The sequence below is a fragment of the Flavobacterium hibisci genome, from assembly GCF_020026925.1.
Taxonomy (GTDB): domain Bacteria; phylum Bacteroidota; class Bacteroidia; order Flavobacteriales; family Flavobacteriaceae; genus Flavobacterium; species Flavobacterium hibisci.
This window is the reverse complement of sequence record NZ_JAIQDW010000001.1, coordinates 66,519-84,089: the sequence shown is the minus strand read 5'-3', so window position 1 is coordinate 84,089 and position 17,571 is coordinate 66,519. Positions and strand designations below refer to the sequence as shown.

The window sequence follows — 17,571 nt, the reverse complement described above, 5'->3', positions numbered from 1 at the left end:
CTTTTTCAAATATATAAATATTATGCTTAAATTTTAGTTATTTCTTTTGATTAAAATCTTCAAGATTCCATTTATCTGACCATTTCAGAATTGGTTTTTCATTTTCAATTATAACCGGCAGCCAGATATAAGTCCCATCAATCGGATTATCAGGTTTCCAGCGGTCTGCCATAAAAATAAACTGATTTTTTTTACCCTGAACAGGAAAAATATAAGTGCTTTGTGAATAAAAAGTAAGCGCAGCATCTTTGCCAACGCATGGATTTCCTAAGGTCTCCCATGGTCCCCAGATAGATTTTGATTTAAAAGAACGTGCTTCGTTAGGATCCCAGCCCGTACAACCTGAGGTGATCATATAATAAATTCCGTCTCTTTTAAAAATTGCCGGTGCTTCATTATGTCCTGCAGGCGCCATTCGGGTCCATTTTTTTGTAAAATTCAAATAATCGTCTGTCAATTCAGAAATATGGAGAGTCAAATTTTCCTCAGAAGAATGAATCAGATACCCTTTGCCATTCTCATCAACATATATTGTCATATCCCTTGCCATTTGTCCTTTTTTAAAATCCCTGCACACCAGCATTCCATTTTCAATAGCGGAAATCCATTCCGGACTCCACGATTTTAAATTGCGTTCATCTGTCGAAGGGGATTTAAATGCCTCCTTAAAATTCATTGGCCAGACTTCTTTATTAGGGCGATATGATTTTTTATATGCAAAAGGTCCTTTTGGAGAATCACTTATGGCCACTGCGGCTCTGGCAGCTTCATACCCCTCTCCTTTGAGTTCCAAATGAAACCACATCACGTATTTGCCTGTTTTTTTATTAAAAACGACTTTTGGACGCTCCATGATGCATCCTTTTGTTATTTCCGAATTAGGGTCTTCCTCTACTTTTAGTACAATTCCTTCGTTGTGCCAGTTATACAAATCTTTTGACGAATAACAGCTGACACCTTTTAGTGCTGTATTTCCTTCTTTTCCATCGGATTTAAATTCGCCGTACCAATAATAGGTTCCATAAACAAAAATAACACCTCCTCCGTGGGCATTAATATGTACGCCGTCTGTATCTTTCCAAAATTTCCCTGGCTCAAAAGAATTGTTTTGTCCGAAAATTAAAGAACAAATAAAACTTATAATTATCGAAAATTTTAATTTCATTTTAATTGTTTTTGATAAACCTTAATATATTTCTTCTTATGTGTTTTAAATGAAACTAAAATATAAGCATGCAGCACAAAAATGATTCGTTTTAAATTTCATCTTATTATCTCTTTAGAATTTTGCAGCAGTATCTTTTTTTAAGAAAATGGGGAATTGCTCAAAATCCCCCATTATCACAAAAACATATAAAACCAAACTAACTTATTTTTTATCTGCTTAATTCTTATTTTTTGACAATTCGGATTGTTTTGTCTGGGTACGAATTAAATTTTATAAAATATACTCCTGTGCTGTTATGCTCCAGATTCAAATGAATTTTACCATTTTCAACAGCGTAATCCGATTGCGAAATCAATTTACCTTCAGCGGTATAAATTGCAATATGCTGAGATGTTAAACTAATCGGAAAATCAATATCAAACTGTCCGGATGTTGGATTTGGAAATGCTTTTATATTCCCTGAAAATTCTGTCTTAAGTTTGTCTATAGCTAAAGTTGTATTGATGCTTCCGTAAAACTCAAGTTCAGCAATGTTTCCGTTACCCGTTGGTGTATACCAATAAATGTATCTGTATTTTTGCGTTGCTAAACCAGAATCCTGAGTAAAAACATCATTGGCCGGAGTACCCGTTATTACATGCAAAACTTCATAAGAGTTAAGGTAATCTTCACTGTTTGAGCCGCGAATTTCACTTCCGGTCATACGATTTCCAAAACCATTGCGGGGAACATACCTGATATCCGTAAGACTCGCTTTACCATTTACACCAAAATCATAACCTAAATAACCTGTAGCATTTGGACCATCAACATAAGTTGTCAGATCTTCATCAAAAGCCTTTTCAATTGTAGCACCATTACTTTGATACGATCCTGAATGTCCAATTATATTTCCCGTGATCTTTTGTCCCTGAGCCGGCGTTGCGGTAAGAAGATTTGATTCAGGGCCTTCTCCCAAAGTATTAAAAGCAGCAATTTTATAATAGTAAGGCGTTCCGTTTGAAACTGATACATCACTGTAGGCATTCGTTGTAACAGTTCCGATAGTTGTAAATGGTCCTGATGGCGAAGCAGCTCTTTTTACATAAAAACCAACATCATACATAAAATCCCAGGTAAGATTTACTTTTGCATCTCCATAAGCTAAACTTGCATTAGTAACAGCTAATGGAATGGCAAATGCCATTGTTTTAACATTTAAAGGTGTAGAATATGGGCTTTCACCGCCATTATTTACCGATGCTATTTTATAGAAATAATCTTTATTTTCCTGTAAATTAATATCATCGAAAGTCGTTTCTTTTAGATATACAGCTACATCTGCGTAAGTGCCGTTCAGGGTTTCCGATCTTTTAATCGTATAGGATTCTGCTCCTGTAACTGCCGGCCATTTTAGATTGATTATGGATTTAGACAATGCCTTCCCTTCAATATTGTCTGGTGTAGCAGCAATTGGAGCCTGTTCAAAAACCAGTACAGCCGAATACGCTGATTCTGTATTGTCTTTGCCTACCACTTTGATTCGGTATTCTGCTTTTGAATGAACTGCATCAACCTGCTTAATAACGTTGTAATCTGTTGATTCATAGAAAACCGAAAAATCATTTTCGCCTGTTAATTTCCTTTCCAGAATATATTTATTTACTAAATCAGAATTATTACCTGTCCAGTTTATGGTAATATTTTGATAATCTGAAGACAGCTGATAACTCAGTGTTTCAGCTTTTGTTTTCCATGTTGAAACATACTCTCTGTTTGAGCTATACGCTTTCGCCGAAGCATTGTTTGCATAATACTCACCAGCAGGAGTTAATACTACATAACTTGTAGCAGTACTTGAAATTACTGGTGCCGTCTGAAGCCATACATAATTTTGCCAGTTCGGGTTTCTTGTTTTAAAAGCGTCGTCTATGGTAACATACATCGCTCTTGCATCCTGAACCCAGTTATAGATCGAATAACGCTCTACATAATCAGTAGTTTCTAATACGTTTAATATTGCGGCAAGGTCATTTTTATGTTTAATGGCATTTGCATCCGTCAATAAAGTTGGCCCATCCGGAAAATTATTACCTGTCCAGTTTGCCCCTATGTTCCATTCCGTAATCCACAGCGGTCTCTTGTATCTGTCGTAGATATTTTGCAGATCACTTTTCCACTGAGCAGCAGTTTTGTACCAGTAACAGTGAATGGCTACATAATCAATTCGGTAATTATTTGCTTCAGCCTGCGTCATAAAATTCCCCATCCACGGATTAAAAGGGTCTGATGTAGCAGGAGAGCCTAATCTTAAACCTGATTTCATTAATGCCGGCCAGGAAGCTATCGCTGCTTCAACTGTCATATTCGCCTGATCAGGACGATCCGGCTCATTAAACCCTAAAAGATGCGTATAACCTTCTTTTGTGTATGCAGGAGTAAATGACGGCCAGTAATTGGTTTGTCTTATGGGTACATATTCAATATTGGGTGTAGAACTCATTCCGGTATTCCAGTTGTAGTACCAGGTAATATTAGTTGCATCCATCGCCTCTGTACTTCCGCCAGCCAGTCCTTTTTTGTTGACTTCATGCCACTTCATGGCTCTGATAAACGAAATCGTTCCATTTAAATTCACAGGCAAAACCGCTATTTCCAGATCCTGATTTTCTGCTATATAAACCCTGCTGTATCCGCTTCCATCAGCATTTGAAGCAAAAGTAACCATATAGCCTTTTTTCAATTTGAATGATTTAATAGCATTATCAAATGAACTTAAATCATCATGAGGCATAACGGCTGCATATAACTGGGAAGTTCCTCCAAAATTCTCTGCTGTAAAAACTTCCAAAGGCATTTCGTTTACCGAATAAGGAGCTACCACGGCTCCGCTTCCATAATTGGTCACCTGAACATTCGTATCGTTACCCGCAGCAACACCATTTAAAGAAATATACTGCAAATAAGAACTAATAACCTCGCTCGGTTTTTTATTTTCAAAATACAAGCGGGCGTTTGACGAATTTAAATTGACAGTGGTATTAATTAAAGGGTTATAGGCATTTTTTAAATATAAAGAAGCCGATCCGTTTAAAACTACACTTGATTTTGCATAAGCACCAACATTCAGGCTACTCGTAATTTCGGAAGTTATAGCAGAAGGACTGATCACTTTTTCAGGAGCATAGGCTGTATTTTCAAAAGTTACCGAACTAACTTCCATATCTACAGCACCGGCCGCATAATTTTTTCCAATTACGATATTGGCCATTTGCAGGGTTTGGATTTTTAAATCGGCTATACCAAAAAGTGCTTTATCGCCAGTAATATTAATATAATACGTCCCTGCTGTCTGAGACTGAAAAGATAGATCTCCTTTTTTCAGTTTATTGACAGCACCTGTTACAAAACTTTTAGCTGAAAGAACCGTTCCTGCACCGTTAGCGAGTGTTGAAACCGAAACATTCATTTGTGAGCCAGGAGCTAAATTTGAAATATACTCATACAGCCAGGAAAACTGATAATCCTTAGCAGCTTCTAGCTGTACCGGAAAAGAATAAACTGAATTTTCCTGAGCGCCATCCCAACGGATATACAATAACCTTCCTGCGTAATTAGTATTATCCGACTCTAAAGCATGACCCGAAGTTACATCCATATAACGTACTCCACTGGCAGCATTTGCGGTATTGAAAATAGTCGAACCTAATGAATTCGTCCAGCCATAAGCAGCAGGCGTTCCAGCATTATCATTAGCAAAACCATCCCAGTTATTGATTAAATTCGAAGATTTTAATTTTAAATCCCCAATTGCCATAAGTCCTGATCCGGCGGTAATCGTGATGTAAAATGTACCATCGGCTGTTGCAATAAAAGAAAAATCACCTTTTCGTAATTTAGTAGCATTTCCCGTTACAAAGCTTTTAGAGGCTATAACTCCGGTTCCATTTGCCGTTGCTGAAATGGCTACATTAATTGGAGTTCCGGGAGCCGAATTAGATACATATTCATAAATCCACGAAAATTCGTATTTCAGGTCTTTTTCCAGTTTTACAGGATAACTATAGGTTGAAGTAGAATACGCACTATTATCCCAGCGGATATACATAATCCTACCATTGTAAGCCATATTATCAGACTCGAATGTATGCCCGGAAGTCACATCCAGATATCGTACACCGCTGGTTGAATTAGCTGTATTCCACGGAAGACTTGCTGAGGTATTCGCCCAGCCGTAATCATTTGGTTTTGCCGAATTATTTCCTGCAACTCCGGCCCATCTTCCCAAAAGGTTATCAGAACCATATACAGTTGGAACTGCGGAGTTGTCATTTACAAAATCAAGTACTTTAGAAGTCAGGTAATGTCCCTCCTGATAAATATTGACAAAACCATCTTTGACCGCATATCTATAAGTTTGTTCCTGAGCATTATCGGCGGAATTACTTAAATTTTCTATTGATGATAAAATGGTATTATAATTAAACGAAGTTTTGTCTAAAGAAGTCCTGAAACCAAGACCTGTTGTGTTTTTAACTTCGACATCAAGTCCTCTGCCCTGAGCTGAATTTACTTTAGCCTTTACTTCCAGCGTAAACTCTGTCTGATTCGATAACGAGAAAGAGAGTACATCCGGAGCAGTACCATTACTAAATGTTTTTAAACCGCTGAGTGTCGTAGCCAAATTTACTTTAACAGGAAGACTTGGTGCCTGAGCCTGTATCCGGAACAGAAAGACCGAAACCCCGAATACTATAAAAGTGTATAATTTTTTCATATTAAGTCTTGTTTTAAATTGGTTTAATATATTCTATACTTTTCCTAGTTGCCTGCCGAATTAAACATAGCAACTATGAATTGGATTTAGAGTCAAATGTGAATTATAAAGAAAATCTATAGTTAGTTTTAAATATAGTTTTAAAAACTGTATAACAGTAATTTAAATAGTTTTATTTAATCTAAAACATTAGTTATTTTATAATTAATTTATTTCAATAATTAGTAAACAGCAGTCCAAAATCGTTAACTGATTTTGAACCGCTGAACTACTTTTGTATATGAATAATTGAAATTTAGAACGTAAAAATAATTGGATATTAACCGTAAGTAAATGCTAAAGCTGGCTTTCATCTGCGACAGCATCCTGCCATTTATGCCAGACTTTTACGTTAGGATCGTAACCGTCATAACCGAAGTTCTGACTTAATTTGCCGTTAGTATTTGCCGTTATAGCATTGTTTGGAATTGGCCAGTAATTATTACGCTTATCCATAGTATAAAATTTAGTGCCATTTGGTACCACAATTCCGCTTGGATATTTGTTATAAAGCGTATAATGTACAATACGCTGATACCAGTAGCTGCCTCCGGATGCATCAGTCCCTGACTGTTTATCCCAGTTGGCTATATTGTATGTCTGCCCCCATTCGTCAGGTTTTCCACTTAAAGCGAGACAATGCGAAATACGTTTTAGTTCTACATTTCTCCACTCTTCCAGATAAAGTTCCCTTCCTCTTTCTGCACAGATATCTCCAATTGTAACCTGTGTGTACATCTGAGAAGCTCCTGCCCTTGCCCTTATAACATTTACATCCTGAGCTGCTCCACCAACATTGCCTTGATAAAAACGTGCTTCTGCTCTTAATAAATACGTTTCTGCCAATCGATATAAGTACCAATGTGCCTTACTTCCCGTACTGGCGCCCTGAAAATCGGTTGCATTTGGATTCGTTTCATTAACAACATCATGCAGATAGATTTTATACAACGGAAAATCAAACCATTCACGAAGAGTATCTTTTGATAATAAAACTCCATTATGTTTCATTCTGAAATTTTGCTGGTAGTAGGCAGAAGTCTTGTCACTGTATTTAAGATCCTCCATATTGACCCAGTTACCAACAGTATTATTGTGTCTAAGATCCTGCTTATCTTCAATACCGTTTACGACCCACATAGGATGTTGCGAATAATAGGAAGCACTAATCGTAGAGATACCACGTCCTAATGCTCTTGCATAATCATATTTTGCCTGATAATTAGAATTATTTGAAGCAAAACGTCCAGCTGCTTGTTTACCATCTGGTGTGGTTAGCGTACCTGAATTCCAGTTTGGACCAAAAATTCTCATAGAAGCAAATGACAAAAATGACTGTACTCCTCCGTTTGGCATGACCATGATGGCTTCTTTATTGGCAGCAATTATCTTATTTTCAGGTCGGTGTAAATCCCATATAACATTTCTTGTAATGGCCCAGGTTTGTGGATTCCCTCCCGGATCAAACGTTCCAAAATTACTTTGCATCAAAGAATAACCAGACTGATTAATCAGAATATTGGCCTGAGCTTCGGCTTCTGCAAACCTTCCGGATGCCAGATAACATTTGATGAGCAGCTGACGGCATGCGCCTTTATTCACTACACCTAAATAAGGCAATTTTGACTGCTCCGGAACCCATTCTACAGCTTTTTCCATATCGGCTGTAATCATTTCGATGATAGCTTCTTTTTTAGTAGAATAGTAAGTCTGTTTTGGAACTTCCAGAATTTTAGTAATCAACGGGACATCACCAAATTGATATACCAGATTTAAATAGCGGTACGCTCTATGAAAATAGGCCTGACCGATATATTTATTTTTAACTTCCTGAGATAAACTTGTTACCTTATCAATATAGGTCAATATAGTATTGGCATGTTTAATACCGGTATAAGCCTCACTCCAATAAAATCCGAGGTAAAAATCATCATTTGTATCTGTTTTAAAACTTCCGGTAGGCACTATAGTATTTGCAAAATCAGAAATTGTACTGCTATTATCTGTCTTTCCATACTTTGCCATATCTGAGAAAACATATTCTGTACCAATAGGCACACTATTTCCGGCACTTTTATAATGAATATAATTATTGCGCAACCCCTTATCGGCACTTGCCAAAACTGCCTGCAAGCCGGATTCTGTACTAAATGTAGTCTCCGGTTCGTAAAACGATAGTGGATCCGGCTCCAGAAAATCCTCTGAACAGGAAACCAAAAGAGCAGCGGCTACTAAAGGTAAAAATGTTGAGATGCTATTTTTTATATATTTTTTCATTGTTGAATAATTATTAAAGTGAAACGTTAAAACCTAAATTAAACATTCGTGTAGCCAGTCCGCCTGTTTCCGGATCTCCGTAGTATTTCCATTCGCGGGAAGCAGACCATGTAGCTACGTTCTGACACGAAGCATAAATTTTGAAGTTTCTAACATTCAGGCGGTCCAAAAGATCTTTAGGAAGCGTATAAGCCAGCGAAATATTATCTAAACGAATAAAACTACGATCGTATAATTTTGCTGTTCCGGCTCCGGCAGGTCCTCTGGCATCAAGGCGTGCCCAGTCATTCGTTGGATTATCAATTGTCCAATACGGATTTACAAACGGATTGTAGTTGTTAGTATATAAACTACCATCATTGTACGTATTCATATAACGCCCATCAAGCGATTTGTGTCCCATGTAAGAATACATGTTAATGGCCAGATTCCAGTTTTTATAAAACTTAAATTCATTACGAAGTGACCAGTTAATTGGAGGATCTGTTTGCCCTAAAAACTGCTTGTCTTTTTCGTTATAAGTTGGCTTGCCGTTAACATCATCGGCAGTGTAACTGTTTTCAACTTTTGGATCACCAGGGCGTTGTCCGTATTTTGCCGCTTCTTCAAATTCTTCTTTTTGCCAGATCCCGGTTACTTTATAATCCCAGATTTGAGAAATAGGTTTCCCGATAAACCATTTATTAGCCTTATCATCCGCTTCTTTAGTTCCAATAACATTGCCATTGGCATCCTTGACATCTTCCATATTGCCATATAATGCATTAATGGTATTTTTGTTGTATGAAAAAGCAACTGTGGTCGTCCATTCAAAATTTGGATTTTTTATATTTATGCTATTTAAACTTACCTCAATTCCTTTATTTTCAACCTCTCCAAGATTGGTTGCAATTAATCCAAATCCAGTAAAATCGGCAAGGCGTCTATTCATGATCATATCATGGGTAATCATTCTGTAAACATCTACAGTACTGGTAATTCGGTCATTTAAGAAACCCAGATCAAGGCCAATATTAGTTGCTTCTGTTTTTTCCCATTGCAAATTTGGATTTGCCATACGGTCAATTCCTAAATATTTCATATCCACAATGTTTCCGGAAGCATCAATATACCCCATTGTTGCCCCAGTACCTGAAGCTAAGTTTGCTAAAGCTATATAAGGATCGCTAAGGGTTCTGTTTCCGTTTTTACCCCAGGATAAGCGTAATTTTCCTGTACTCATAGGAGCCCAGTTGAACCAGTTTTCTTTTTTGAAGTTCCACCCAACTGCTACAGAAGGGAAAACTCCATATGGATTTTTAGACCCAAATGCTGAATATCCATCGCGGCGTATCGTTCCTGTCACCATATATCGATCATCAAACGAATAGAAAAGTCTCGCCATTAATGCATCGGCAGTTTGATGCGTGTCATTTGATGTAAACGAACTGTTAGCAAGTGTTGCATTAGCAATATTATGAAATCCTAATGCATCCGATGGGAGAATATTATTGGCATCGATACGATCTGACCATGTTTTAAGTTCTTCTGCTTCCTGAACAAAAGTGGCTATGATATGGTGTTTTTCCGCAAGTGTATAATCCCATGTAATTGTATTATTCATGTTCCATGTGAAGTTTTTACCATTTTCCCTGTCTACACCAATGTTAGCTGGATTCCAGCCTTTATGACCGGATGACTGAAAATATCGATTGTAAAAAAATTGGTAACGTGGTGCCACATTAAAAGAATACGTTATCCCTAAGGGTAGAGTTACCTTAGTATTGAAAATAGTATTTAACACCGTATATCCTTTCTCAAGTTCTATAAATTGGCGGTCGTAATAATAATTATATCCCCCGATAGTTTGTCCCATGGGTTGTCTTTCATAATCGCCGTTTGCATCTCTAAAATTAGAGAACGGACTGTTTCTCAACATGTTTGCATCCCAGTAATTTGTGCCGGTGCCTACAGCTATGTCTCCATCTGTACGGTCCTGAAAATTAACGTTTGCACCAAATTCAAGCCAACTCGTAATTTTTGCATCTACTTTCATATTGGCACGAACTGCCGCATAATCATTTCCCTGAATAGCGCCTTCAGATGTTAAATACCCCAGAGACATATAATAATTTACGTTATCGCTTGCTCCGGAAACACTTAAATTATGGTCATGATTGATTCCTGTCCTGAAAGTACTATCATACCAGTTATGCGTTTTTCCTTCTGTAAAATTTTTTAAAAGCGTAGGATCTGTAATTCCTAAACGGAGTCCCCATACTTCATTCGGGCTCTTTCCCTGCGTTTGTCCAACAGGCTGATATGCTAACCATTGCGCCTGAGTTATGCCGTATTGATTTAATTGGTCAGGACTTGTATAATACCCTGGCTTACCCGCAGCTGTACCTGTTATCCATGCTTCATAATTTCCAGTTGCTGTATTTTGCCCATACGTTTTAGCAGTCTCCCAATCCTGACGGTATTTTATATACCCTTCCGGGGAATATACATCGCGATAGGCGCTTTTATTGACAATGGTCGTATTGGTTGTAACATTTATGACAGGTTTGCCTTTTTTTCCTTTTTTAGTTGTAATAACAATAACACCTGCAGCGGCTTTAGAACCAAATATAGCTGTTGCCGATGCATCTTTTAAGATATCAATCTGCCCAACATCATCAGGATTGATTTCTGAAAGTTCACCGTAAAACTGCATTCCGTCCAAAATAATAAGCGGTGAGTTATGCCCGGCGCCATCAGGATTGTAAACAGAAGTCTGCCCACGAACCTGCAAAGATCCGCCACCTTTTGCATCAGCAGAATATCCAACTTTCAAACCGGGTACACCTCTCAATAAATCCTGAACAGTTTGTGGATTCTGGTTCGCCAAAGCTTCGGGTTTCACCTGAACAATTGCCCCTGTTAAATCCTTTTTTTTCATTTTACCATATCCCACCACTACTACTTCCTCCAACGAAGCAGCATTCTCTTTCAATTGTACAATAATGTTCGATTTGTCTTTTACCGAAATTTCCTGAGTTAGATAACCAACAAAGGAAACGACCAAAACTGAATTCTGATCACCAGCTAAACTGAATTTTCCGTCGAAATCTGTTGTGGTGCCAATTTTTGTTCCTTTTATCGAAACCGTCGCGCCTGGCAACGGCAAACCTGTTTGATCTTTAACCTGACCGTTTATAGTATTTTGCTGCTGTAGTTTTTCAAATTCTTTTGCCTTGCCTGAAGCTTCAGAATATGCATGCACTTGAGTTAAGGAAACCAATACACAAAATATTGTAAGTTTCTTTTTCAAATCAAATCCGGATACGCAATCAGGAGCTTTGATTTTCCTAATAAAATTTGTCATCTTTGGTTGTAATTTTTTTGGTTAATTGATTAGTTAGTTTATAAACCACAGTGTTTTCGAATCATACAATTTTCAACTACAAAGTTGTTTTTATTATTCTAAAACTCTCTGTAACACTATGATTTACAAGACAAATCTAATTCAACATGTACAACTAAAAGGGGGTAATTACAACATTATAAAAGGGGCAAATCAGTATTTTAGCATTAAATACATAATTTTTTTTACGGTTATGATAAAATAAACAGGTAAAAATATTTTATGTATAATTATTAAAAATTGAAAAGTCTTTATAGCAAATCCTAAAGTCAAGATTTAATCATAAAATAGATTAAAATTTTGGAGAAAAATAAAAGGCCGTCAAAATTGACAGCCTTACAATAGTTATTAAGAGCCTGTTTAAAATTTAAATATTTAGATTTTTATGAGATTATTTTTCGATAGATGAGGCAAATTTTGAAAGAATAATAGACTTATTTTTGAGTAAATTTAACGAAATATAGCGGAAAATAAGCCGTAAAAAGCAATTAGATAAAATTTAAACAGGCTCTAAATAAATGAATCGAATTATTTTACAAAACGTGACATTTCTGATGCTGCGAGCAAGAAAGCACCTACTCCAAAATCAGCTGTTGAATTTTTATCTACCACCTGTCCCGGAATCGCTTTTTCACCAATGGGCTGTACATAGCCTACTGTGCCATCTTCCTGGAGCGCAAATTTGGTTAAGTACTCCCATGATTTTTCTACAACCGGCAGATACGTTTTCTTGTCTAAAATTCCATTATTGATTCCCCATAAAAATCCGTAGGTAAAAAAGGCTGTACCACTTGTTTCAGGTCCCGGGGCATGTTCGGGATCCAGAATACTTCTTGTCCAATAACCTTCAGTTTGTTGGGCTTCCGCCAAAGATTTAGCCATATCCTCAAAACGGCTGATGTATTCTGCCCTATGTTTAGCCGATTTTGGCAAATCCTGAATAATTTTGGCATAACCGGCAAAAATCCAGCCGTCTCCCCTTGCCCAAAAGTCTTTTTTACCGTTAGCACTTTTGTGTTTTGGATATACATATTTCGCATCACGGTAATATAATTTAGCCTCGCTATCATACATAATACTATCAGAATATTGTAAATATGAATGCAGTTTTTCCAGATACATTTCGTTTCCGGTAACGTTGTAAAGCTTTGTCATTACGGGCATGACCATATACAATCCGTCAACCCACCACCAATAATCATTTGCCGGCGTACTCATTTCATATTCCATCACTTCGCGGGCGCGGGCAATTTTACCTGGATCCTTTTTTCCTGTAAAGTTGTATAAGTCGATATAAGTCTGAAAACAAATCTGCCAGTCACCAAACAAAACATGTTTATCAGTTTCTCCATAATTGTATTTCCACTCCGACTTATCATTTGATTTGGCGCCCATCCATTGGTTTTTTTCAGCCCATACCAGCGAATAATCCAGATACTTTTTGTTTTTAGTCACTTTATAAGCTTCCATATTTCCGGTATGATAAGCCGAAACATGCCAAAAAGAATTCCCCGGTTCAGGATGTGTTTCCTGCCAGTGATTATTTACTTTATCAATAATCGAAATAACTTCTGCTTTTGATTGTTTTATTGCTGTTGTTTTTTGGGCCGTGCTTTTACAACTTAGCAATGAAACAGCAGTCAATGCAAAAAAAAATGAGTTTTTAAAATTTATCATTATATAAAATTTTGGTTTAAAATCTGTTAGTAAAGTTTTTTCTATGTATTTTGAAATATACTTCTTTTTTATTCTTTACACACAAAAATGATTTATCAATGTATGCACTTTATGAATCAGCGAATAGTTTCACCCATATTTTGATTTGAATTTATTTAAAATTGTAATCAGGTTGATTTCCAAAAACTTTCATTCAGGATATATTTATTATCCTTTACGTTTTGGTACTTCTTCTTAAATTCAGAAGGATTTAAATTGTAAAATTGCTGAAAGTGCTTCCTGAAATATTTGATATCGCCAAAACCTGCAATTGCAGCCGCTTCGCTGATCTGCAAATCGGTAGTAATTAATAAGGTTGCTACTTTTCGCAATCGGACATTTCGGGTAAATTCTGAAACTGATTTTCCTGTAATCTTTTTGATTTTTTTATAAACCAAAGAATAACTCATACCTAAATGTTCTGATAAATCATTTACATTAAAATTCTCCACCTCTAAATTCGCATCAATAATATCAACAATTTTATCGATAAGTTTTTTATCCTCATCAGATAGCTTTAAACATGCCGATTTTTTAGTTACCGAATTCAGCATGTAATGCTGCTCGCTTTCACGTCTCGCTAATATTCCGCTGATTCGGGCTAACAAATAGTCATTGTCGAATGGTTTTGTAATATAATCATCAGCCCCTACTTCGGCGCCTTTCAGTTTTATATCTTCAGAAGTTCCTCCGGTGAGCAGTATAACCGGAATATGCTTTAGCTCGTCATCGGATTTAATGTGTTTGCAAAACGTAACTCCGTTCATTTCACCCATTACCACATCAGAAATAATCAGGTCTGGCATTACTTTTTTAATTATGGCTAAAGCTGCTTCTGCATTTTCAGCTATCGTAACATGATATTTAGGCTTTAGGATCTTTTTCAAATAATTCCTGATCTGAACGTTATCATCTACCACCAGAATGCTTTTTGCATCTTTAATCAAATCCTGAACATTTTCAGGTTCTTCGATAGTTTGCAGTACATTTTCCTGCACTGAAGTATCTTCCAGAGCATCTTCCAAAAACAAGGTCCTGTCGCTTAAATCTTCACGGATTTCAACATCCCCAAAGTGGTCTTTTCCTAATAATAATTTAACTTCAAAAACAGATCCTCCGTTTATATTATCACGACAGCTAACTTTACCGTGATGCTGTGTAATGAACTGTTTAACCAGATAAAGACCAATCCCGAAGCCTTTTCGGTTATTCCTGATATTTTGACTGGACTGATAAAACAGATTAAAAATTTTGTCTTTATCCGCATCCGGAACTCCTTCACCATTATCGATGACACTGATAACTATTTCATTTTCTGAACATCTTAAACTAACAGTAACGGCTCCGTTTTCTTTTTCGGTAAATTTTAATGCATTCGAAATCAAATTGAAAATCGCCATTTCAATCTTTTCGCGATCCACGTAAACCATTACTTTTTCTTCGGAAATGCTAAAACTGTAATCTATTTTTTTTGTTTTGGCATGCTGAACAAAACAGCTAAAAACCTCTTTGCATAGTTCTACAATATCAATCTGGCCAATTTTAAGTTTCCCTGTTTCGGTTTCAGTTTTTCGAAAAAGAAGCAGCTGGTCAACCAGACTCAGTAACCTTCTCGAATTACTGTACACCATTTCTATCGCTGCCGGATCTATCTGCTGGTCTGTTCCGTAAATGATTTCCTTTAGCGGATTAATTATCATGGTCAAAGGCGACCTGAACTCATGTGAAATGTTGGTAAAGAACGTTAATTTCTTTTCATTCAGTTCTTTTTCCTGCTTCGCTAAATCCTGAGAAAGCCTTACCTCATATTTTAGTTTTTCCTGTTGCCGCTGGTATTTATCTACTATATAAATAATGAATCCGATAAGGACAAAATAGAAAAAATAAGCAAAAATGCTCCTGTACCATGGGGGTAAAATCGTGATGGGCAATGAAATGGATTTTGTATTCCAGATTCCCTCTGCATTTGTAGATTTAATTTTGAGGACATAATCGCCTTCTGTTATTCTGGAATAGTTTGCATTTCTAATATTGTCAACATAATGCCATTGCGAATCCCAGCCTTCTAAGAAATAAGCGTAGGATATTTTTTCAGGCAGACTGTATTCTAATGCTGCAAATTCAATATTGAGCATCGATTCGTCATAAGGCAATTTTAATTTATCAATTCCGAAAACAGACAAACCCGACTGATCATAAGCTTTATTGTTTACTTTTATCGAAGTGATTATCAGTTTAGGGAAATCATGAAACTGATTCGTTATTTTGGTATTGATAATATTGAAACCCTTTATTCCGCCAAATACAATTTCGCCTGTAGAAAGTTTTAATGCCGCATTATAATTGAACTGATTGCTCTGAAGTCCGTCTGCATCATGATAACTCGTTATTTTTCCATTAGCTGCATCGTACACAAATACCCCGTTATAGGTACTACACCAATAAGTTTGATCGTTATCCTGAACAATATTCAAAACCGAATTATTAGGAAGTTTATTTTTTTGAGTCAAAAAGCTGCTTTTGAATGTCTTTGGATTAAAAAGCATCAAACCCCCTCCTTCTGTCCCCACAAGCATTTTGGTATCAGAATGTGAAACAATTGAACGGACCGGATATTCTACCTCAAGTTCTCTACGTTTCATTGTTTTGAGATTGAGCTGGTACAATTTCGAAAAATTTCCAATCCAAAGATTTCCGTTTTTATCTTCTGCCATAGAAATAATTCCCCTGATTCCGGCATCTACAAAATCAAAAAGATCAGTTGTTTCATTATAACGATACAATCCTTCTTCATCTGGAGAAGCGGCCCATAAAGTGTTGTTTTTACTTCGAAAAAGCACCCAGATATTCTTTTGATGTCCGTTGAGTTTAGGATTGTAGAGTTTATATTTTTTAAAACTTCGGGTGTGAGGATTAAATAAGCAAACGCCTCCTCCATAAGTTCCAAACCAGGTTCCTTTTGTATCTTTTACAATAGCTGAAACAAAATTGTTAGATAAAGAATTTGGATTATTTGCATCATAGGAATAATTAGTAAACGTATTATTCTTTCTGTTCCATAAACTTACGCCGGCCCCGTCTGTTCCTATCCAGAGATTTTCATTGTCCTGTTCTGATAATGAAAGGATAAAATCACTGGGAAGCGTATTTTTTATTTTCTCATTTCTTGAAACGGTCGTAAAAGGACTTTTTCGTTCTTCAATTGTATTCACTCCGCCTCGCAAAGTTCCAATCCAGACACGGTTTGTATTGTCTGAAAACAAAGAGGAAATAGCATTACTGTTGAGTTTTTCTTCGTTCAGATCTGAACTTAATAAAGAAAAATCATCTGTGGTGTAATTGTATTTTACAACTCCGTTGCCATTTGTAGCAATCCATAATTCTTTTGCATCTGGCCTGCACATCAAATCTAAAACAGGATATTGGACTTCCTGGTTTTTATAAAGGTGATGCGTTCTGTTTACGACATTGTATCGCAACAATCCTTCTTCGGCTCCAAGCCAAATATTTGAAAATTTATCATACAAAATGCAGCCGCTGCCCACCGCAAAAGAGAACACTACAGAAAGTTTTTTTGCTGATGCATCCATTGAAACAAGTCCGATACCTGCAACAGAGCCCCAGAGTTTACCGGATTTATCAAAATCAATTTCCTGAACATGATAATCCCACAATAATTTACCTTTTACATAAAGCGGAATCTGAATAATTTTTTCTTCATTCCCTTCATAATAAAGTAAGCCCTTACCCGCAGTGGCGATATACAGTTTTGATTTAAAATCCCGAATTTGATTGATTACAAAATCAATGACTTCATTTTTAGAAGTTTTGGCATTCGTATAACTCTTTGTTATAAACTTATTTCGTAAATAATCGTAAACACTTATTCCTCTTTTTGTACCGATCCAAATTTCATTCTGAGTACCGCAAATCGTAACAATTCTATTGTTGACTAACGAATTGACATCATTAGGCTCATTTCTGAAACTCAGAAAATTATAACCGTCATACCTGCTGATCCCATCATAAGTTCCAAACCACATTAATCCCCGCTTATCTTTATAAACAGAAGTTACCGCGTTATTGGCAAGACCATTTTGGATTCCAATATAACGAATATCATATCTTTCCTGTCCGTTTTTTGGAATAGCTGTTTTTTCCGACTGTGGTAGTGCCGAAAAGCAGACAAAAAACAATAAAAATAAAAGTAATTTATTTCTCAAAATAATA

At 36.4% G+C, this 17,571-nt stretch carries 6 protein-coding genes; all 6 read right to left on the bottom strand.

All coding sequences use genetic code 11. From position 1 onward, the window contains the following. Positions 1–37: 37 nt before the first annotated feature. The 6 genes from K8B81_RS00295 to K8B81_RS00270 all read right to left on the bottom strand — a co-directional run bounded on the left by K8B81_RS00295 (position 38) and on the right by K8B81_RS00270 (position 17,564). The gene (locus K8B81_RS00295; protein ID WP_223678107.1) at positions 38–1,165 is read right to left on the bottom strand and encodes a glycoside hydrolase family 43 protein; all 1,128 of its coding nucleotides are present in this window, start codon (positions 1,163–1,165) and stop codon (positions 38–40) included. 226 nt (positions 1,166–1,391) lie between these two features. Then, positions 1,392–5,924, bottom strand: a complete 4,533-nt coding sequence (locus K8B81_RS00290) for a glycosyl hydrolase (RefSeq protein WP_223678106.1) — start codon at positions 5,922–5,924, stop codon at positions 1,392–1,394. 336 nt (positions 5,925–6,260) lie between these two features. Further along, complete coding sequence (locus K8B81_RS00285) at positions 6,261–8,240, bottom strand: RagB/SusD family nutrient uptake outer membrane protein (RefSeq protein WP_223678105.1); 1,980 nt, start codon at positions 8,238–8,240, stop codon at positions 6,261–6,263. A 13-nt stretch (positions 8,241–8,253) separates the two neighbouring features. Continuing rightward, complete coding sequence (locus K8B81_RS00280) at positions 8,254–11,586, bottom strand: SusC/RagA family TonB-linked outer membrane protein (protein ID WP_223678104.1); 3,333 nt, start codon at positions 11,584–11,586, stop codon at positions 8,254–8,256. Between the two features lie 567 nt (positions 11,587–12,153). Then, positions 12,154–13,302 (bottom strand): glycoside hydrolase family 88/105 protein, encoded by a 1,149-nt coding sequence (locus K8B81_RS00275; protein WP_223678103.1) that lies wholly within the window; start codon positions 13,300–13,302, stop codon positions 12,154–12,156. A gap of 167 nt (positions 13,303–13,469) precedes the next feature. After that, a complete protein-coding gene (locus K8B81_RS00270) occupies positions 13,470–17,564 on the bottom strand; it encodes a hybrid sensor histidine kinase/response regulator transcription factor (protein WP_223678102.1) in 4,095 nt (1,364 codons plus the stop codon). Positions 17,565–17,571 lie beyond the last annotated feature (7 nt).

Coding starts and splice junctions, on each gene's coding strand:
- K8B81_RS00275 (WP_223678103.1), bottom strand. CDS start 13,302: ATGATAAATTTTAAAAACTCATTTTTTTTTGCATTGACTGCTGTTTCA.
- K8B81_RS00295 (WP_223678107.1), bottom strand. CDS start 1,165: ATGAAATTAAAATTTTCGATAATTATAAGTTTTATTTGTTCTTTAATT.
- K8B81_RS00280 (WP_223678104.1), bottom strand. CDS start 11,586: ATGACAAATTTTATTAGGAAAATCAAAGCTCCTGATTGCGTATCCGGA.
- K8B81_RS00290 (WP_223678106.1), bottom strand. CDS start 5,924: ATGAAAAAATTATACACTTTTATAGTATTCGGGGTTTCGGTCTTTCTG.
- K8B81_RS00285 (WP_223678105.1), bottom strand. CDS start 8,240: ATGAAAAAATATATAAAAAATAGCATCTCAACATTTTTACCTTTAGTA.